The organism is Nonomuraea endophytica (genome assembly GCF_014203235.1).
GTDB classification, from domain to species: domain Bacteria; phylum Actinomycetota; class Actinomycetes; order Streptosporangiales; family Streptosporangiaceae; genus Nonomuraea; species Nonomuraea endophytica.
Genome location: NZ_JACHIN010000004.1, coordinates 140,368 through 159,139 on the forward strand (window position 1 = coordinate 140,368; position 18,772 = coordinate 159,139).

Consider the following 18,772-nt stretch of genomic DNA (forward strand, 5'->3'; position numbering starts at 1 on the left):
CCACTCTGCCTCTCAGGAGGAGCCTTTCATGTCCCCACATCCGCTCCGGGTCCTCATCGTCGGCGGCGGCATCGGCGGCCTGTGCCTGGCCCAAGGCCTGCACGCCGCCGGCATCGACGTCGCGGTCTTCGAACGCGACGCCACACCCGACGCCCGGTTGCAGGGATACCGGCTCAACATCGAACCGGCCGGCAGTCGTGCGCTGCACGACTGCCTTCCCCCGTATCTTTGGCACGTCCTGGTGGCCACCGCCGGTGATCCCGGGCTCGGCATGGGGGTGTTCACCGAACGGCTTCGCCTGCTGATGCGGGAAGATCCCCTGCCCGCGGAGCGCGACGCATCCGAAAGGACGCATGCGGTCAGCCGGGTCACGTTGCGGCGGCTGCTGCTCGCCGGTCTGGATGACATCGTCCACTTCGGCAAGGAGTTCACCGGCTACCGGCAGAACGCCGCCGGCACCGTCACCGCCCTGTTCGCCGACGGCACCTCGGCCACTGGCGACCTGCTGGTCGGCGCGGATGGCGCCAACTCCCGCGTGCGACGGCAACTGCTGCCGCACGCGCGCCGGTTCCCCGCACCCGGCTTCGGGATCGGCGGCAAACTCCCGCTCGGTGATGGAACGGCGTGGCTGCCCGAGGAGATGACCAGTACCAAGAACATGTTCCTGCCGAAGCGGGACTTCCTGTTCACGGCGGTGTTTCGCCGCCGGGACACCGATGGGACCACCGTCGAGCACGTCGGCGACCAGATTCGGACCGCCGGCCTGAACCCGGACCTCCTCGTCCAGGACGCCAAGGACGACGACTACGTCATGTGGGCCTACGTCGCCCATCGGCGCGTACTGCCCGCCGACCTGCGCGACGCCCCGGCGGGCGGGCAACGGCTGCGCGAGCTCGTCGCCTCCCGCCTGACCGACTGGCATCCCGACCTGCGCGAAATGATCACCCAAACACCGGCCGACACCATCGAGCGGTTCGACTTCGCCACCGCCGAGCCGGTGAAGCCCTGGCCCACCACGAACGTGACCGTGCTGGGCGATGCCGCCCACTCCATGCCGCCGGTCGGCGGTCTCGGCGGCAACGCCGCGCTGTACGACGCCGACGCACTGCGCCGCGCGTTGATCCCGGTCGGCCGGGGTGAAGCCGACCTGCTCCCCGCCGTCGCCGCGTACGAGCGTGAAATGTTGAAGAACGGCTTCGCCGCCGTACGCGCCGCGACCATGTACCTGCGCCTGGCCACCCTGCCCAGCCGCGCGATCCGGACCATCGCACGGATGTTCTTCCGCGTGTGCGGCGCACTTCCCCCACTGCGCCGCGCGATCTTCTCCGACTGACCATTCACCGGTTCCAGCCATCCCCGGTGACCTGGCTCCAGTTCGCGGGAGAGGCGAGCGTGGAACTCCACGTCAGACGCAGGCCGCCGCCGACGCCCTGGCGCGCCGGATACCGGCAGTTCGACACGGCCGCTTCCTACGAGAACGAGGAAGCCGTTCGCCGCCGGGCCGCCAGGTCCTGTGCGGCGCGCTGCTGCTGACAGGCACGGTGATCACCGCGGCAGCCTGCGGGGACCGGCCCGCACTCGGGCCGACGACCGGTCCGGCCTGCCGGCGTTCGTCGCCCAGGCCGCGGTCGAGCGGCCGGACGAGGTCGTCTCCCCTGCGTTTGGTGATGCCGATCCGATTATGGCCAAATCGTGCGGACATCGAGAACGCAACAACCGCTGTACTGGGCAGGGTCAAGGCCGATGAGTTGCTGCTCTGACGGCCTGGCGTGATCGATACTGCTGCGACGCGGATCAAGGGTCCGACCAGCGGTAACGCCACAGGTGGCAGCGGGTGCGCGCGTCCTTACCGGCAGGCCGTCTGCCAGTGCGTCTTTGGACGTACATTCGCCGTCGTGATTGGGATGTACTTCCGTGCGGACAGGGGGCCAATCACTCATCAAGGAGAACCATGAGACTCAAGCGCGCACTCACCACGGGGGCTCTGCTCGCCCTTCCTCTGATGGCGGTGTTCGCCAGCCCGGCGATGGCGGCCACCAGCGTGAGCGGCGTCGGCGGCCAGCTCACGATCAACTCGGGGAACGTCGGCGACGAGATCAACATCAGCCTCGAAGGGGGATTCCTGGTCGTCCGGAACTTCAAGGACACCATGAACACGCCCAGCTTCAACTGCCAGCGGCTCGACAGCCGCACCGTCCGCTGCCCCAGCGCCGGGATCACCAAGATCCAGGTGCAGACGCAAGGCGGCGCCGACGTCGTCCGCAACACCACGGCGCTGCCCGCCCGGGCCTTCCTCGGCCCTGAGGGCGATCAGTACTCCGGCGGCAGCGCCCGGGACTTCGTCAACGGCGACGAAGGCAACGACCTCATCGACGGCAACGGCGGCAGCGACATCCTCATCGGCGACAGCGGGGGCTTCGACCAGGTCTTCGGCGGCGCGGGCATCGACCTGTGCGACGCCGAGGCGGAGAACTCCTGCGAACAGGAAGCCTGAAGAAGCCGGCACTGAAGATCAAACACGCGATACTCACCGGGGGCGCTGCTCACCATGCCCCTGGTGAGCCCTCACGGCCGGCCCCGCGATGACGTTCTCCAACGTGGGCGCCTCCTCGGGGCAGCTCTTCGTCAGCTCGGCGGAGGCAGCCGAACATCGGCATCAACGTGGACGGCGGGTTCCTGGTTGTCAGGAACTCCGCGGACACCGCCCGGCCGTGACACCTTCTTCGGTGGCTCGGCTCAGGACTTCGTCTCGGGTATCGCCGACAACGACGCTCTGAACGGGAACGGCGCCGCCGACATCCTGCTCGGCAAGGAAGGTGGATCCGACCACGCGCTCGGCGGTCCCGGCAGCGACTTCTGCGAGGCCGAGACCGAGTGCGACTGCGAGGACTGATCGACCTGTGCGGGGCGGCGCCATTGGGCCGCCCCGCACAGGGATGGATCACGACGTGGATATCCAGCTCATCGGGGATCCAGAGCTGGCAGCCGCTGCCGGGGTGACCCTGCTGCTGGTGGTACGCGGGGCTGGGGGCGGTTGACTAAGGTCGCTATCCACCACCCCGGGCTGAGCAAACACCGCCGACCGCATGCCGCGCCCAACTCATCGCGCCATGTTCGAGCGAAAGCCGCCGGCGATCTGCGGCGTGCAGCACGTATGCCTGCCCTGATCCCGCGGGTCGCCATCGGCCGCACCACTGTTCCGCACCCGCGCACTCCGCGCCCGGCCAGAATCCCGGCCACCAACCGCCGGAGCTCACAAGCTAAGGGCGACCGCGATTGGAATGCCCTTGGATCGGGCCTCGTCACGGAATCGGTGATCTGCAGGGTCCCGGTGCGCGAAGTACCTGAGTAGTCCGCGCGGGCCACGCATCGATCAGTGTCTACCTGATGAGGAGATCAGATGCGACGACGATGGGGCGCTGTCTTCGTGCTGCTGGCCGCCGTGCTCGGAGGTCTGCTGACCGGAGCGGGCGCCGCCCACGCCAACGCGGGCGACCCCGTGTGCAGACCGGCGTTGACCAACACACCCGACATCGTTTGCGCCATCCCCGCGGAATTCGACAATCGGCCGATCGAGTCCATCGAATGGACGAAGGACAATGCCCCCCTTCCCCAGTTCGACGGCATCCGGCAGATCCTGGTGAGTTGCACACCCGGCCGGCAGCTCGTGATCGGGCTGACGATCAACCTCGCCGACGACCTCATTCCCAGCGTGGGGAACACGCCCATCACGTGCCCGAGCAGAACTGCCAGCATCACCAGCTTCACCTGCGGCCCACAACCGCGGGGAGTGAACTACGTTCTGTGCGAAGCGGTGTGGGCGGGCGGGGTCGACCCGGTCACCGCTGAGTGGTTCAGCCCGCGAGCGCGCCGCCAGCCCGTCGTGAACACCGACGCGGCCGCCCGCAGGACCACGGCCGCGTTCGACTGCAACAACCCCGGCGGGCCGGAACTCACCTTCACCACACTGGTCACGGTCACCGACGCCCTCGGCTCCAGGGCCTCGGTGTCCACCATCCCCTGTGGATGGTAGTGCCGGATGAACGTTCTTCCGCCGAACCCCGCCAAGGCCTCGCGGCGGCGTACGACCCCGTGAGCACCTCTCCGCGTCCCCGGCCGCTCTGCCGGCCGGGGACGACTGGAGAGAACAGACAGCCCGCTGACCATCTCTCTGCCCTCCTCAACGGGATCGGCATTCCGGCGGCCGCCGCCCGCGGTGCTGCGATCCGGCAGCAACGCCTGGAGATGCCTGCGTGCTCAGCTACAGGACAACGCCTCCTACGAGAAGGTGGCGGACGGCTGGAACGTCACCGGCAGGCCCGGCGGGAACGACGACTCGCCGGCTGAACTGTTCTCCTACCACGGGACGGTTTTGCCGTGGCGGTCCAGGAACTGAAGGTCCGGAGCGCCGGTCTGTGCCTCGAGGACGTCGGCGACGGCTGGGATGCTCTCCTGGGCGGTGAGTGGCGCGTCGGGGCCGCCGAGGCGGGTCTGGTTGTGGCCGGGGTCGATGAGGAGCTTGGTCTGTCCGTCGTCGGCGTGGCGGGTGGCGTAGCTGCGCATCAGCTGGTTGAGCGCGGCCTTGCTGGCCTTGTAGAGCTCGAAGCCGGGCTCGGTGTTGCGGGAGATGCTGCCCTGCTCGGATGACATGACCGCGACGGTTCCGCCGGGCGCGACGAGTTCGCGGAGGGTCTCAAGGGCGCGCAACGGGCTCAACGCGTTGGTGATCATCACTTCGGTGAACATGCCGGTCGGGACCTGGTCGATCGGCAGGTTGCCCCGGTCGATGGCGGCGTTGACGAAAAGCAGGTCCAAGCGGCGGCCGGCCAGGCGGTCTCGTAGTGCGGCCAGTTGTTCGGGGCTGGTCATTTCCAACGACTCGACGGTCAATCGTCCGTTCGAGGCATCGGCGCTCTCGCGCAGTTCGTCGGCGCTCTCATGCGGTTCGGCGACGTTCTGGCGCGTCGTGGCGATGACGCGCCAGCCGCGTCGGGTGAGCTCGTTGGCCAGGACGAGTCCCAGTCCTCGAGACGCTCCGAGGACGAGGGCTTGGCGGTCACGCGTGGCGGACATGGTCCCTCCTTGGTAGTGGAGCCACCTACGATAGACGCAACGTTGCGTCCAGACAAATGCCTGACGTGGCTGGACGGTATGGTGTCTCGCATGTCCGTCGCGAACTCCCAGCCCCGCAGGACGCGCTCAGGTAGCCGACGCGACGAGGCCGCCCGCCTGGCGGTCCTGCACGCGGCGGACGACCTGCTCGCCGAGCACGGCTTCGGCGCTCTGACCGTCGAGGCGATCGCGCGTCGGGCCGGCGTCGCCAAGCAGACGATCTACCGCTGGTGGCCGTCGAAGGTCGAGATTCTTCTCGACACGCTCATCGAGGACAGCGGCAAGCGCCTGCCCATCCCCACGGACAAGCCCACGGCGGAAGGCATCCGTGGCTACATGCGGGCCTTCGCGCGGTTCGTCACCCGTGATCCGGCCGGCAAGGTTCTGCTCGCCCTCATCGCCGAGGCGCAGCACGATCCCGCCACGGCCAAGCTCCTTCACGAGCGCCATCTCGGGCCACGGCGTGAACAGGAACGTGACATGCTCGCGCGCGCGATCGACGCCGGAGCGATCTCGCCCGGCCTCGGCGCCGACGCCATCGACGCGCTGGTCGGGGCGATCGTCTATCGCGCCCTGACCGGGTCGAGTGTCCCCTACCGTCTCGTGGACGCCCTTTGCGACGACCTGCTCGGGGCCCGCACCGGCTGAGGGCCCCGGACTCGTCCTTTACGGCGAGGAGGTCAGGCTGTCTTGCGCTGCAGGAGCAGGGAGACGAAGCCGAGCGTGTTCCTGTAGCCGTTGAGCCACAGGTCGCGGTGTTCTCTCGCGGCCTCCAGGGCCTGGTCGGCGTCGGGGCCGGAAGCTGCCGCGGCCCAGCGGGTCAGGGTGCCGGTCCATGACCACTCGTACTCGTCCCACTCGGCCAGTTCGCTGATGTGGGCGTAGACGGTCAGCCAGTCGTCGGATTCGGCCGTTTCCACGGTTCCTGCCAGGTCGGGGTACTGGCCGATGGCCTCCACGATTTCCGGTGCCGGGGGGCGTTCCCAGAAGGCTTCGCCCACCAGGGCCAGGCCGCCGGGGCGGACGAACCGGCCGATGGCTTCCATCGTCTGCTTCAAGTCGCCGAAGGCGTGCGTCGAGCCCACACAGAGCACCAGGTCGTACGGCTCGGCGGCCGAAAAGTCCGAGGCGGGCATCGTGTGCAGCGTCATGCGGTCGGACAGGCCTCGCCGGGTCGCCGCCTTCTCCGCATTGGCTATGGCATGCGGGGAGATGTCCACGCCGTCGGCCACGGCTGTGGGGGCGACTTCGAGGGCCCGTAGTGACCACTCGCCCTCGCCACATCCGAGGTCGAGGATTCTGGCCCGCTCCGGCAACGCCGCCCGGCGTAGCAACCTGTCGAGGTTGGACTCCGAGATCGGCGCGGCGATCGGGTGGTCACGGTGGGCGATGGCGCTCAGCAGTTGTCGATCCATGGCGGCCATCCTTCCAGTGGGCGCGAGCGGGAGTGGGGCCGCCCTTGCGATCGGGCCGCTCGCGGCGGCGGGCCGGGTGAGCGCGGAAAGAGCCGCGCCCGGCTTTTCCGAATGACCGTTGCGTCTTCCCACCATTTGTTGAACTCGAGGTGGTTGCATTTATTACATCGGGGTACTCGAACGCGCCGGAGTGCTTACATACCTGGTCGCGAGAGTCGGTTCGACCGCTAAGCGCCTGGTCAGAACAGCTTCACGACGACCACAACTCCCCCCAAAGATGGCCTTTTCGTATAAATAGTGAAATGTCGGAAATAAGGCTTTGCTTCCTAGCGGGAGACCGTGCGGGGTGTTGGCAGTTAGCGTCGGATACGTTCCGTAAGCGCCGTTCTCGCGTGTCCTGTTGACCGGAATTCGGCGCCATCCACCTGCCCAGACATCCGCTGGGCCTCAAATCAGGGATGGATCTCTGATGCTGAAGCGCATACTCGTCGGCGCCGCGATCGCGGCGTCCGTGTTCGCGGTCACCGGAACGGTCACCTCGCAGGCGGCAAGCGCGTCGACCCAGACCAAGACAAGCTGCTCGGTGGCATCCACCTCGCAGCTCTCGACGTCGGCGGCGAAGCCCAAGTGCAAATGGCGGTGGGACAAGCACGACCGCAAGTGCTGGTACTGCTGGAAGCACCACCGCTGGGTCAAGCAGTGGTGCAAGGGCAAGCACCACAACAACCACCACTAGCCCGCCCGCCGGCGAACATCATCCGCGTAAACCGCCCCGCGAGGGACTCCTCGCGGGGCCGATCCCTGCGCCCGAGCTGGGGACTCTCCCGGCGTCCGGGCCGGGACCCACCTATCCAACCCGGGGTCCACCCAAACGCCAACCCGAAGAGCTGGAAATCACCTACAGGTCCAGGCTGGGGCCTGCCTGAACGTCAACCCGAAGGTTCGGGCTGGCGACTCTGGGTGTCCGGGCGACAAGGACAAGCCCGGCAGACACCCAGCCAGGCCCGAGCCCGAGAGCGGTCACCGCGGCGGCGATGGTGACGCCGAACAGTACGGCCCCGGCCAGGTCAAGGGTCGCGGGGGTATCGGGACCACGAAGAGCAGGGAGTCCCACGGTGGCCAGGGCGGCCAGACCGGCGACGGCGGCCGGGGCGAGGAAGACCAGGGGCCAACCGCCGACCGCCATCAGGCCCTGGCCGACGACCGGGCCCAGGGCGAGGCTGCTGCCCAGGACGGCGCCGGCACAGCCGTACACGCGACGGCGCTCTTCCGGCGGGTAGACGGCGAGGATCATCGAGGACCCGCCCGCGGCGCACATGGCCGCCCCCGCGCCGGCGATCACCCGCAGGACGACCAGGGACGCGAGGTCGGGGGCGAAGGCGAGACAGGACGCCGGGGGCAGCGACGACGAGGTTGCCCAAAGCGAAGAAGCGGGTGCGGGCGCTGCGGTCGGCTGTCGCGCCCGCCAGCAGGAGGGCGGCGGCGAAGAGCCCGTCGTAGGCGAGGACGATCCATGGGCCTAGCGCGACGGCGCCGGGGAGCTGGGCGGTGACGTCGGGTACGACCGCGGTCGAGCCGGTGATCGCGAGCGGGAAGACCGCGGTGGAGGTGAGGTCGGCGGCCAGGACACGCCGGCGTTGACGGACGGACAAGGTGAACATGCGTGCGCTCCGGTACGGAAGCCATCCGAGCGCCCAAACGGCGCTCCTGGCCCTAAGTCAGGAGCGACGGCGTGAACTGGGATTTGGCGCCGTCGCTCTCAGAGACGGCGCACCTTGTCCGTTTTGGACATCAATCCAGCGTAGCAGCGGCTACTGGGGCTGGAGGTTCACCTCGGCGCCGCCGGACGACGCCCGCTCGTGCAGTTCGATGCTGCCGGGCTGAACGCCCTTGGGAACGTCGAAGACGAGCGCGCCGGTGATCGTGTCACCGGGTTTGATCTTCTCGTAGAGGAGCTTCGAGTCCGCTCCGTCCACGTAGACGGCGGCGCCCGCGTCCGCCCGGTACTCGGCGCCGCCGGCCAGCAGCTTCTGGGAGTCGCTGATGAACGCCTGCGCCCGGGTGCCGGTGTTCTTCACCGACAGGTGGACGACGACGAACCGCCCCCGCGCGGCCTTGCCGAGGCTTTCGGCGCCGATCCGGTCGAGCTGCTCGACCTTGGTCACGGTCATGGTCAGGCCGCCGTCCGTCACGGCCTGGCCGATGCTCGCGGACGTCCCGGAACGCAGGAAAACCACCACGGCGGCGACGCCTAACAGGAGCGCGGCGGCGGCGATGGCGACGCGCGTGCGCGGAACCTGGGACATCGTGGGAGCCTCCTGGCGATCGGACGCGCGGCCAACCACTTAACCAGCAAGGGCGCGCGCTCCGCCAGAGGTCAGGCGGCGGGGTGTTCGGTGAGGTCGGCCAGGTCCACACCGTGTTTGTGGAGATCGTCCACGCTGTCCACGTAGCCGCGGAAGTACAGCTTGTCCTCGACGCGCCGCGACACGCGCAGGACGGGCTGATCGTCGACTACGACCGCCTCCACCTGCATCCCGTCGGAAGTGCGCCAGATTGCCATGGTTGAAGCCTAAGGCCATAAACCTAAAGAGCGGGTAATGACCTCATGGCCTCCCGCATACGCGCGATCTCGATGCTCTGGCCCGCGGCCACGTCCCTGGCCATCATGCGCATGCGCTGGTCGGTGCCCTCGCGCAGGGCGGCGTCGGCCATCGTCAGGGCGCCCTCGTGGTGCCTGATCATGAGGCGCAGGAACATGCGGTCGAACTGGCCGTCGCGGGCCGCGCGCAGGGCGTTCATCTCGGTGAGGGTGGCCATGCCGTTCGCGGGCTGCCCCGTGGGGTGACCGTGAGTCTGGGGTACGGCCCGGCCCAGCGCCGACAACCAGCCGGACATGATGCGGATCTCGGGCTCCTGCGTCAGCCTGATCTGGTCGGCGACGCGGCGGATGGAGGGGGTGCGGGTGCGTTCGGCGACCAGGCCGGCCATCTCCAGGGCCTGGCGGTGATGCGGGATCATGCCTTCGGCGAATCGCACGTCGGCCGCGGACGGCTGCTGCTCCGGCCGCGGAAGGCGCTCGCCGGGCGTGGCCGTACGGGCGGGAGATCCCGGGGCGTGCGGGACCAGGACGGGCGCGTCGGTGCCGACGGGAGAGGGGCCGGCGCTCTCCGTCGCGCAGGCGGCCAGGGCGAATGTCAGCAGAACTGTGATGAAGAGAAGACGCGGCCGGAACTGTACTGACATAGCTTCCATACTGGGCCACGACATTGAAGGAGTGCACGCGTGATCCCTGCGAAGCTACGAGTGGCGGTGGTCGGCGCGGCTGTCATGCTGGTGGCGGCCTGCGCCGGGACACCGGCCGCCGGGCCCAGCCCGAGTCCGGCGAGCAAGACGCCGTCGAGCGCGTCGCCCTCGGCGAAGACCATGGCTGACGTGATGACCAGCGACAACGTGAAGCTGGTCGCCAACATGCCGCGGACGGCGCCGCTGGACGGCCCGATGAGCTGGAACTCCGACCTGGCCTTCCAGGGGAACTACGCGTACGTGGGCAACTTCGGCGGGTTCTCGATCTTCGACATCAGCGACCCCACGCAGCCGAAGCCGGTCAGCCAGGTCTCCTGCCCGTCGCAGCAGAACGACGTCTCCGTCTACGGCGACCTGCTGATCCTGTCGATCGACGAGCCGCGCGGCGGCGAGAAGTGCGACTCTGACCAGGGCACCGGGCCGTCCTCGGCCGGCTGGGAGGGCCTGCGCATCTTCGACATCAGCGACAAGAAGAACCCCACGTACGTCTCCGCGGTGCGCACCGACTGCGGCTCGCACACCCACACGATGGTCCCGGGCAAGAACCCCGACACCTTGTACGTGTACGTCTCCTCCCCCGGCCCCGAACCGGACTCGAAGACCTGCCCGCCACCCCACGAACTCATCCAGATCGTAGAAATCCCAGTAAAGGACCCCAAGTCCGCAAAAATCGTGGCCAAGCCGAACATCTTCCCTGATGGCCAGGGCGAAGGCATGTTCGCCGCCGGCTGCCACGACATCACCGCCTACCCCGAGAAGAACCTCGCCGCCGCGGCCTGCTTCGGCGACGGCGTCCTCCTGGACATCGCCGACCCGGTCAAGCCCAAGGTCCTGCAGCAGGTACGCGACACCGAGAACTTCCAGATCTGGCACTCGGCCACGTTCAACAACGACGCCACCAAGGTCGTCTTCAGCGACGAACTCGGCGGCGGCGGGATGGCGACCTGCGACAACAAGACGCCCAAGACCAAGGGCGCCAACGCCATCTACGACATCGTGGACGGCAAGCTCGAACGCCGCGGCTACTTCAAGATGCCGCGCGAGCAGACCTCGAACGAGAACTGCGTCGCCCACAACGGCTCGCTGCTGCCGATCAAGGGCAAGGACGTGATGGTCCAGGCGTGGTACCAGGGCGGCGTCTCCGTCTGGGACTTCACCGACTCCCACAGCCCGCGTGAGGTCGGCTTCTTCGACCGCGGCCCGGCCGGCGGCGACCACTCGATCGCCGGCTCCTGGTCGGCGTACTACTACAACGGCTACATCTACTCCAGCGACATCCTCAAGGGCCTGGACGTCATCCAGATCGACGACCCGCTGACCGACCCGGCCAAGCAGGTCAAGATGGACGACTTCAACGTCCAGACACAGAAGTCGTACTAGCCGGGCTCGCTGATCTCCCCGTCGCGCCACCCCTTGTAGGTGACGTTGAACGGGGAGGTCAGCCGGGCGCCCTCGTCGAGGAGCATGTGCCACGACAGTTGCAGCGAGCGCGGCCGGTTGCGCTCGTCCAGCTTGAGCACCCAGGAGAGCGTGGTCTTGGCGAGCTGCTCCTGGGGGATCTCGTCGTTGTTGATGGCGCTGATCTGCCGCCAGAGCGACTCCGGGCCCTTGGTGGTGGGCAGCGAGCCGGTGTAGGTCCGGCCCTCGGACTGCACGCCCGGGGTGAGCCTGGCCAGGTCGGCCACGTTGGCGATCGAGGCGACGGCGTGCACGAACCGGGCGTACAGCATGATCGGGGTCTTGGACTGGTCGGTGACGAGCCGGCCGCCGACGTAGTCCTGCTCGGCCATCAGCACGCGCCCGGTCAGCGCCGGCTCGACGTGCTCGGCGGTGACCCGCGTGTCCATGCGGACGTCGGAGACCTGCGGGTCGTAGGCCAGGCGGCCGGTGGCGGTGGTGTGCCAGGTGCCCTGGGTGATGCGGGCGTCGAGGGTGAAGTCGGCCATCGGCGCCAGCCCGACCGCGCTCTCCATGACATCCGCGAGCTGCCCGGCCGCGGGCGGGGCGGCCGCGCTGGGCGTGCCGCTCGGAGTGCTGCCGGGGCTGCCGCTCGGGGTGCTGCCCGGGGTGGTCGGCGTGCCGTCGGCGGTGGGGGTGGGGTTCGCGCGCGTGCCCTGGCCGAGCCCGCCACGCCACAGCACCACGCCGGTGGCCGCCACGGCCAGTGCCGCCGCACCGCCGACAAGCACCACCCGCCGCGACACCCGTCCTGACACCCCTTCAGTGGGTACGGCCCCGCCCCAGGAACCGGGCGCCGTGGACACCCCCGGAACAGCGCCCGGAGCGCCCGGTATGGCACCCGGAGCGCCCGGCATGCCCGGCATGGCGCCCGGCGGCCCCTGCGGCGGGCCTGGTGTGGGCCAGGATCTCGGGTCTGCGGGGCCTGCGGGTTGAGCGGCGGCCTTGCCTTGGCGTAGGGCGGCGTCCGGTTGGGCGGGGGCGTGTTCGCCCAGGAGGTTCAGCAGCAGGTCGCGGGCCGTGGGCCGGGCCATGGGGTTCTTGGCCAGGCAGCGGGCGACGATCGTGCGCAGCGGCTCGGGCAGTTCGCCCAGGTCGGGGTCGGCGTGGATGATGCGGTAGGCGACGGCGGCGAGGGTGTCGGAGCCGAACGGCGGCCGTCCTGAGGCGGCGAACACCATGGTCGCGCCCCACGCGAACACGTCCGCCGCGGGCCCGACCTGCCCGCCCGCGAACTGCTCCGGCGCCATGTAGGGAGGCGTCCCGGCGGCGCCCTGCGACTGGGACAGGTCCACCAGCCGCGCGATGCCGAAGTCGATCACTCGCGGCCCGTCCGGGCCCATGAGGACGTTGCCCGGTTTGAAGTCCCGGTGCACGACTCCGGCCCGGTGGATGGCGGTCAGCGCGGTGGCGGTGCCGATGGCCAGCCGGGTCAGCGCCGCCCCGCGCAGCGGCGCCACCTGGTGCAGCGCGGGGCCGTCGATGAACTCGCTGGCCACGTAGGGCGGGTTGTGGTCCAGGTCGGCACGCAGGACGCGGGCCGTACAGAACTCGGCGACCTGCCGGGCGGCGGCGAGCTCGCGGTCGAAGGCGCGGTCGAACCCGTGGACGACCTTGACCGCGGCGAGCTCGCCGCGGTCGTCCCGGCCCAGGTAGACGGTGCCCTGACCGCCTCGCCCGAGTTCGCGGAGGATGCGGTACGGGCCGATGTCCACGATGCCTCACATGATCGGTATGCGGGGCACGAGACTAGCTCACGGGTCGAGATCGGCGGCAGAGCGCTCGGCGAAGACCTGCATCGCCTTGGCGGTGATCGGTCCTGGCGCGACCGGCAGCGTGGTCTGGTCGACGAGCTTGATGGGCTGCACGTCGCGCGTGGTCGAGGTGAGGAACGCCTCCTCGGCCTCGTAGAGCGCCTGCAGCGGGACGTCGGCCTCCTCGGCGCCGCACCACTCGACGACCAGCGCCCGGGTGACTCCGGCCAGCGGCCCGGCCTCCAGGGTGGGGGTGATCAGGCGGCCGTCGCGGACGATGAAGATGTTGGAGCCGGTGCCCTCGCACAGGTTCCCGGCGAGGTTGCCGAAGATCGCCTCGCCGCCGCCGCGCGCCTTGGCGAAGGCCAGGGCCTTGGCGTTGTCGCCGTAGGAGGTGGACTTGACGCCGGACAGCGCGCCGCGCTCGTTGCGCGGCCAGGGCACGACGGTGACGGCGGCGGTGCCGGGGAAGGGCTTCTGCTCGTCCACGATCACGACGGAGGTGCCGCCCTGGTCGCCGCGGTCGGAGCCGAGCGGGCCGGGGCCGCTGGTGTAGGTGACGCGGATGCGGCCGAGCGGCCACGCGGGGGCGACGGCCAGGAGCTGTCCGATGCCGTCGGCGATGGCGTCGGTGTCGGGCTCGGGCAGGTCCATGCGCCGGGCGGAGAGCCGGAGCCGGTCGAGGTGGCGGGTGAGCGCGAACGACACGCCGTTGACGATCTTGATCGTCTCGAAGACGCCGTCGCCGACCATGAGACCGTGGTCGAAGACCGAGACGCTCGCTCGGGCGGGGTCGAGGATCTCCCCGTTGACCCAGACAGGGACTGTCATCTATCTCCTCCAAAGCGAGATGCGAGTGCGATGAGCCTGGATGCTTTCAGCTCGGTCTCCTGCCATTCACGCCGGGGGTCACTGCCCCAGGTGATGCCCGCGCCGGTGCCGAACCGGATCTCCTGACCGGAGATCCAGAAGGTGCGGATGCCCACGGCCAGCGCGGCCGTGCCGCGGTCGGCGTCGACCCAGCCCACGGCCCCACAGTACGGCCCGCGGGGCTCGGGTTCGAGCTCATTGATGATGCGCAGGGCCGAGGACTTGGGCGCTCCGGTGATCGACCCGGGCGGGAACGTGGCCGAGAACAGCTCGGGCCATCCCTTGCCGGGCTCCAGCCGGGCGCGGACGGTCGAGACCAGGTGCACCGAGCCCGGGTAGGCCTCGGGCACGCACAGCGCGGGAACCTGCACCGAGCCGACCGCCGCCACCCGGCCGAGGTCGTTGCGGACCAGGTCGACGATCATGACGTTCTCGGAGTAGTCCTTGTCGAGCAGGTCGGCCTCGGTGGCCCCGGTGCCCTTGATGGGGCGGGACTCGACGACGGCGCCGTCGCGGGAGAGGTAGAGCTCGGGCGAGGCGGAGACCACGGTACGGCCCGGCAGGCTGATCACCGCGGCGTACGCGGCGGGGTTGCGTTCGGCCAGGCGGTGGGCCAGGGCGAGCGGGTCGGCCTCCGGCGGCAGCGGCGCGGTGAGGATCCGGGTGAGGTTGGCCTGGTAGACCTCGCCCTGGCGGATGTGCTCGCGGATGGCCTGGACGCCGCGCTCGTAGGCGGCCCGGTCGAGGGAACTGCGCCACTGGCGGGCGCCGGGTCCGTGCCAGGGTCCGGCCGGGGGCAGCGGGGCGTGGCGTACCTGGTCGAAGCGGGCGCAGCTGACCTTGCCCTCGTAGTCGACCACCACGGCCCACCAGCCCTCGCCGTCGAGGGCGGCCAGGTCCGTGGTCAGGTCGCGCAGGCCGGTGGCGAGCCGCCCGCCGACATGGGCGAAGCTGTCGTACACGCGGCCATTGTCCCAGTGCGTGATGCCACCTCGCACAACAAGTCCACGAAGGCCAGGGCGGCGGGCAGCGGGACGTCCGGCAACGCCGCGTAATAGCGCCTGGTCGGGGCGGCGGCGCCGAGCGGGCGGAGCACGACGCCCCGGGGTACGGCCCGTGCCGCCAGCTCCGGCACGAGCGTGACGCCGAGCCCGGCGGCGACGAAGCCGAACTTGCCCGACCATTCGGCCACCCGCAGCCCGCCGCGCGGCACGAACCCGGCCGCGGCGCAGGCGGTCACGAGCAGCGTCGGCTGGCCGCTCGGCGCGGCCTCGATCCAGGTCTCCTCGCGCAGGTCGGCCAGGTCGACGGCGGCGCGGGCGGCGAGGGGGTGGCCGTCGGGGAGCGCCACCAGCAGCCGGTCCTCGCCCAGCGGCACCGTGTGACCGCCCGCGGGCAGACCGGCCGGGTAGTCGCTGATCACCGCGACGTCGAGTTCGCCGGCTTCCAGGCGTTCGACCAGGCGGGGGCTGAGCCCTTCCGCGAGGCGCACCTCGACGCCGGGGCTCCGGCCGGCGAAGCGCTTGAGCGCGGCGGGCACCAGTTCGACGTTGGCGGTCGCGAAAGCACCCACGCGCAGCCTGCCGCCGCCTCCGGCGTGGATGGCGGCCAGCTCCTCCCCCGCCTGGTCCAGGCGTTCCAGGACGGCGAGGGCGTGCCGGTGCAGGGCGTGGCCGGCGGGCGTCAGCCGTACGCCCCTGGCGCGGCGCTCGAACAGCGGGCCGCCCGCCTCGCGCTCCAGCGCGGCGATGCGGCGCGAGACCGCGGACTGGGTGTATCCGAGCAGTTCGGCGGCGGCGGTGAACGAGCCGGAGCGGGCCACTTCGTCAAACAGTCGCAAGTCATTCGTCTCAAGCATGGCTGGTATGCAATGTAGTCGGTGGTGGAATGGCTCGCACCTCTTCTATAAAGGGAAACATGATTGCTTTTCTTGGACAGGGGCGCATGGGCGTCCCCATGGCCCGCCGGCTTGAGGCGGCCGGGCACAAAGTGACGACGTGGCGGCGCGGCACCGGGACACCGGTGGCGCAGGCTGTCGAGGGCGCCTCGGTCGTCATCACGATGTTGCGCGACGGCCCCGCCGTGCTGGAGGTGCTGGCGTCGGCGCTGCCGGGGCTGCGGCCGGACGCGACCGTGATCGAGATGTCCACGATCGGGCCGCCGGCCGTCACGCGGGTGCGCGAGCTGCTGCCGTCCTCGGTGTCGCTGGTGGACGCGCCCGTGCTCGGCAGCGTGGGTCCCGCCACCGACGGCACGCTGACGGTGCTGGCGGGCGGGGCGGTGGAGCCGGTGCGCGAGTTGCTGTCCGTCTTCGGCACCGTGCGCGAGTGCGGGCCGCTGGGGTCGGGGGCGGCGCTGAAGCTCGCCGTCATGAGCGCGTTCCTGCCCGCGCAGGTGCTCATCGCCGAGTCTCTCGCGTACGGCGAGGCGCACGGCGTCTCCCGTGAGGCGGTGCTGGACGTGCTCGCGGGCACCCCGCTCGGCGGCCTGTCGGAACGCCTGCGCGATCCCGGGACCGAGACCCGCTTCGCGCTGGGACTCGCGGCCAAGGACCTGGAGCTGGCCGCGTGGGAGGGCGGAACGCTGGCCACCGCCGCCCGCCTGCGCCTGCGCGCGGCCGAGGCGGCCGGGCTCGGCGACCGTGACGTGACCGCGATCGCGGAACACGTCGGCGCGGGCCGTCCGTCCCGGGTCACGCCGATCAACCCGCCGACCGTGCCCGCCACCAACGGCATGTACTCGCACGCGGTACGAACCGGGGACACGCTGTACATCTCCGGGCAGGCGGCATTCGACGAGAACGGGAACGTGGTGGCGCCCGGGGACATGGGGGCGCAGGCCGAGCATGTCTTCGCGTGCCTGGAGCGGATTCTGGCCGATCAGGGGGCGGGGTTCGGGGACATCGCGTTCATCCGGTCGTACCTGACGGACATGTCGCAGGCTCCGGCCTACCGGGAGGTGCGCAAGCGCTACATCACGGGCACGCCTCCGGCCAGCACGTCGGTGGAGGTGTCCCGGTTGTTCATGCCGGGGCTGGTGCTGGAGGTGGACGCGATCGTGGCGCTGCCCTCGTGAGCCAGCCTCAGGCGGCCGGCGGGGCGCTCGTCACGGCGGGCCACCACCCCCGCTGGACGACCGTCTCCCTGGACAGAGGGATCCACGTGCGGCGGGCGGGGGTGGCTGCGGCTTCGCCGTAACGGATGGGGGGCTCTCAAAGAGAGCCTTGACGGACGGGGGCCCTCAAAGAGAGCCCTAACGGACGGGGGCCCTCAAAGAGAGCCCTAACGGACGGGGGCTCTTAAGAGAGAGAACCCGTTACGGCCTCGGCGGCGGAGAGCAGGGCGCCGTCGGCGACGAGGCGGACGGTGGACTCGATCTCCGGGGCGAGGAAGCGGTCCGGGCCCGGGCCGGGGACCGCCTCGCGCAGGGCGGACACCACGGCGCCGGTCGCGGGGGCGGGCGTCAGCGGGGCGCGCAGGTCGAGGGCGCGGGCGGCGGTGAGGATCTCGATGGCCAGGACCCGCGTCAGGCCGTCGACCGACTTGCGCAGTTTGCGCGCGGCCGACCAGCCCATGGAGACGTGGTCCTCCTGCATGGCCGAGCTCGGAATCGAGTCGACGCTGGCGGGGACGGCCAGGCGCTTCATCTCGGAGACGATGGCGGCCTGCGTGTACTGGGCGATCATGTGGCCGGAGTCCACGCCGGGGTCGTCGGCGAGGAAGGCGGGCAGGCCGTGGTTGCGGGCCACGTCGAGGAAGCGGTCGGTGCGGCGCTCGGACATGGAGGCCACGTCGGCGGCGACGATGGCCAGGAAGTCGAGCGCGTAGGCGACGGGGGCGCCGTGGAAGTTGCCGTTGGACTCCACGCGGCCGTCGTCGAGCACGGCGGGGTTGTCGACGGCGCTGGCCAGCTCCCACGTGGCGACGTTGGCGGCGTGCGCGACGGTGTCGCGGGCGGCGCCGGCGACCTGCGGGGCGCAGCGCAGGGAGTAGGCGTCCTGGACGCGGGCGCAGTTCTCGGGATCGCGGTGGCTGGCCATGACGCCGGAGCCGGCCAGGATCCTGACCATGTTGGCGGCGGCGAGCGCCTGGCCGGGCTGGGGGCGCAGGGCCTGCAGCTCGGGGGCAAAGACGCGGTCGGTGCCGAGCAGTGCCTCCACGCTCATGGCGGCGCTCAGGTCGGCGGTCTTCAGCAGCCTGGTCAGGTCGTCGATGGCCAGGATCAGCATGCCGAGCATGCCGTCGGTGCCGTTGATGAGGGCCAGGCCCTCCTTGGCGGCGAGTTCGACCGGTTCGATGCCGGCCTGCTTGAGGGCCTCGGCGGCCTGGGTGAGGTTGCCGGCCGCGTCGCGTACCACTCCCTCGCCCATCAGCGTCAGCGCCACGTGGGCCAGCGGCGCCAGGTCGCCCGAGCACCCCAGCGAGCCGAACTCGTGCACCACCGGCGTGATCCCCGCGCTCAGCAGCGCGGCGAGCGTCTTGGCCGTCATCGGGCGGATGCCGGTGTGGCCGGTGGCCAGCGTGTGCAGGCGCAGCAGCATGAGCGCGCGCACGACCTCGGTCTCGACCTCGGGACCGCTGCCGGCGGCGTGCGAGCGCACGAGCGAGCGCTGCAGCTGCGCGCGGAGCGCGGGGTCGATGTGCCGTGTGGCCAGCGCGCCGAAGCCGGTCGACACACCGTAGGCGGGCGTCGGGCTCTCGGCGAGCTCGTCCACGCGCTGGCGGGCCGCGGAGATCGCCGCGATCGCGTCGTCGGTCAGGCGTACGGCGGCGCCGTCCCTGGCCACGCGGATGACGTCCTCGAAGCTCAGCGGCTCGGGACCGACGTTCACGACTACGTTGTCGCGCATGCTGCCAC

General features: G+C 70.4%; 20 protein-coding genes. 9 read left to right on the forward strand and 11 right to left on the reverse strand.

Annotated features, from left to right (window positions below):
- Positions 1–28 precede the first annotated feature (28 nt).
- From HNR40_RS16135 to HNR40_RS16155, 5 genes are all read left to right on the forward strand, one after another.
- Positions 29–1,333: an FAD-dependent oxidoreductase gene (locus HNR40_RS16135; protein WP_184961978.1), complete on the forward strand. Its 1,305-nt coding sequence runs from the start codon at positions 29–31 to the stop codon at positions 1,331–1,333.
- 26 nt (positions 1,334–1,359) lie between these two features.
- Complete coding sequence (locus HNR40_RS16140) at positions 1,360–1,533, forward strand: hypothetical protein (protein ID WP_184961980.1); 174 nt, start codon at positions 1,360–1,362, stop codon at positions 1,531–1,533.
- A 418-nt stretch (positions 1,534–1,951) separates the two neighbouring features.
- Positions 1,952–2,494 carry a hypothetical protein gene (locus tag HNR40_RS16145; protein WP_184961982.1) on the forward strand — a complete coding sequence of 181 codons (543 nt, stop codon included), beginning with the start codon at positions 1,952–1,954 and terminating at the stop codon, positions 2,492–2,494.
- A gap of 186 nt (positions 2,495–2,680) precedes the next feature.
- A complete protein-coding gene (locus HNR40_RS16150; protein WP_184961984.1) occupies positions 2,681–2,893 on the forward strand; it encodes a hypothetical protein in 213 nt (70 codons plus the stop codon).
- A gap of 507 nt (positions 2,894–3,400) precedes the next feature.
- Positions 3,401–4,033 (forward strand): hypothetical protein, encoded by a 633-nt coding sequence (locus HNR40_RS16155; RefSeq protein ID WP_184961986.1) that lies wholly within the window; start codon positions 3,401–3,403, stop codon positions 4,031–4,033.
- A gap of 323 nt (positions 4,034–4,356) precedes the next feature.
- Here HNR40_RS16155 and HNR40_RS16160 read toward each other — a convergent pair whose 3' ends face one another.
- A complete protein-coding gene (locus HNR40_RS16160) occupies positions 4,357–5,073 on the reverse strand; it encodes an SDR family NAD(P)-dependent oxidoreductase (protein ID WP_184961988.1) in 717 nt (238 codons plus the stop codon).
- Between the two features lie 90 nt (positions 5,074–5,163).
- Between HNR40_RS16160 and HNR40_RS16165 the strand changes: the two genes are divergently transcribed.
- Positions 5,164–5,760 carry a TetR/AcrR family transcriptional regulator gene (locus HNR40_RS16165; RefSeq protein ID WP_184961989.1) on the forward strand — a complete coding sequence of 199 codons (597 nt, stop codon included), beginning with the start codon at positions 5,164–5,166 and terminating at the stop codon, positions 5,758–5,760.
- Positions 5,761–5,792: 32 nt separating this feature from the next.
- Here the strand turns inward: HNR40_RS16165 and HNR40_RS16170 are convergent, their stop codons facing one another.
- Positions 5,793–6,527: an SAM-dependent methyltransferase gene (locus tag HNR40_RS16170; RefSeq protein WP_184961992.1), complete on the reverse strand. Its 735-nt coding sequence runs from the start codon at positions 6,525–6,527 to the stop codon at positions 5,793–5,795.
- A 469-nt stretch (positions 6,528–6,996) separates the two neighbouring features.
- Between HNR40_RS16170 and HNR40_RS16175 the strand changes: the two genes are divergently transcribed.
- Positions 6,997–7,263: a hypothetical protein gene (locus tag HNR40_RS16175; protein ID WP_184961994.1), complete on the forward strand. Its 267-nt coding sequence runs from the start codon at positions 6,997–6,999 to the stop codon at positions 7,261–7,263.
- Positions 7,264–7,425: 162 nt separating this feature from the next.
- Here HNR40_RS16175 and HNR40_RS53590 read toward each other — a convergent pair whose 3' ends face one another.
- The 4 genes from HNR40_RS53590 to HNR40_RS16195 form a co-directional block, all read right to left on the reverse strand.
- A complete protein-coding gene (locus tag HNR40_RS53590) occupies positions 7,426–7,869 on the reverse strand; it encodes an MFS transporter (protein WP_312896378.1) in 444 nt (147 codons plus the stop codon).
- 469 nt (positions 7,870–8,338) lie between these two features.
- Positions 8,339–8,833: a DUF4352 domain-containing protein gene (locus tag HNR40_RS16185; RefSeq protein ID WP_184961996.1), complete on the reverse strand. Its 495-nt coding sequence runs from the start codon at positions 8,831–8,833 to the stop codon at positions 8,339–8,341.
- Positions 8,834–8,904: 71 nt separating this feature from the next.
- Positions 8,905–9,090: a hypothetical protein gene (locus tag HNR40_RS16190; protein WP_184961998.1), complete on the reverse strand. Its 186-nt coding sequence runs from the start codon at positions 9,088–9,090 to the stop codon at positions 8,905–8,907.
- A 23-nt stretch (positions 9,091–9,113) separates the two neighbouring features.
- Positions 9,114–9,773 (reverse strand): DUF305 domain-containing protein, encoded by a 660-nt coding sequence (locus HNR40_RS16195; RefSeq protein ID WP_184961999.1) that lies wholly within the window; start codon positions 9,771–9,773, stop codon positions 9,114–9,116.
- Between the two features lie 84 nt (positions 9,774–9,857).
- On the opposite strand from HNR40_RS16195, the gene HNR40_RS16200 reads away from it, so the two are divergent.
- Positions 9,858–11,213, forward strand: coding sequence for an LVIVD repeat-containing protein (locus tag HNR40_RS16200; protein ID WP_184962950.1), 1,356 nt, complete (start codon positions 9,858–9,860; stop codon positions 11,211–11,213).
- Here the strand turns inward: HNR40_RS16200 and HNR40_RS16205 are convergent.
- Genes HNR40_RS16205 through HNR40_RS16220 form a run of 4 tightly spaced genes read right to left on the reverse strand, consistent with a single transcriptional unit; the run spans position 11,210 to position 15,755 of the window.
- Positions 11,210–13,006: a serine/threonine-protein kinase gene (locus HNR40_RS16205; protein ID WP_184962002.1), complete on the reverse strand. Its 1,797-nt coding sequence runs from the start codon at positions 13,004–13,006 to the stop codon at positions 11,210–11,212. The two genes, HNR40_RS16200 and HNR40_RS16205, sit on opposite strands and share 4 nt — an antisense overlap.
- 39 nt (positions 13,007–13,045) lie before the next feature.
- Positions 13,046–13,876, reverse strand: a complete 831-nt coding sequence (locus HNR40_RS16210) for an aminotransferase class IV (protein ID WP_184962003.1) — start codon at positions 13,874–13,876, stop codon at positions 13,046–13,048.
- Entirely contained in the window at positions 13,873–14,877 is a 1,005-nt protein-coding gene (locus HNR40_RS16215) for a chorismate-binding protein (RefSeq protein WP_184962005.1), read from the reverse strand. The genes HNR40_RS16210 and HNR40_RS16215 overlap by 4 nt, the downstream gene beginning before the upstream one ends.
- Positions 14,820–15,755, reverse strand: a complete 936-nt coding sequence (locus HNR40_RS16220) for a LysR family transcriptional regulator (protein ID WP_246509156.1) — start codon at positions 15,753–15,755, stop codon at positions 14,820–14,822. Before HNR40_RS16220 ends, HNR40_RS16215 begins: the two co-directional genes overlap by 58 nt.
- A gap of 77 nt (positions 15,756–15,832) precedes the next feature.
- Between HNR40_RS16220 and HNR40_RS16225 the strand changes: the two genes are divergently transcribed.
- Entirely contained in the window at positions 15,833–16,990 is a 1,158-nt protein-coding gene (locus HNR40_RS16225) for a Rid family hydrolase (RefSeq protein ID WP_184962009.1), read from the forward strand.
- Positions 16,991–17,213: 223 nt separating this feature from the next.
- Here the strand turns inward: HNR40_RS16225 and hutH are convergent, their stop codons facing one another.
- Complete coding sequence (gene hutH, locus HNR40_RS16230) at positions 17,214–18,764, reverse strand: histidine ammonia-lyase (protein ID WP_184962011.1); 1,551 nt, start codon at positions 18,762–18,764, stop codon at positions 17,214–17,216.
- Between the last annotated feature and the right edge of the window lie 8 nt (positions 18,765–18,772).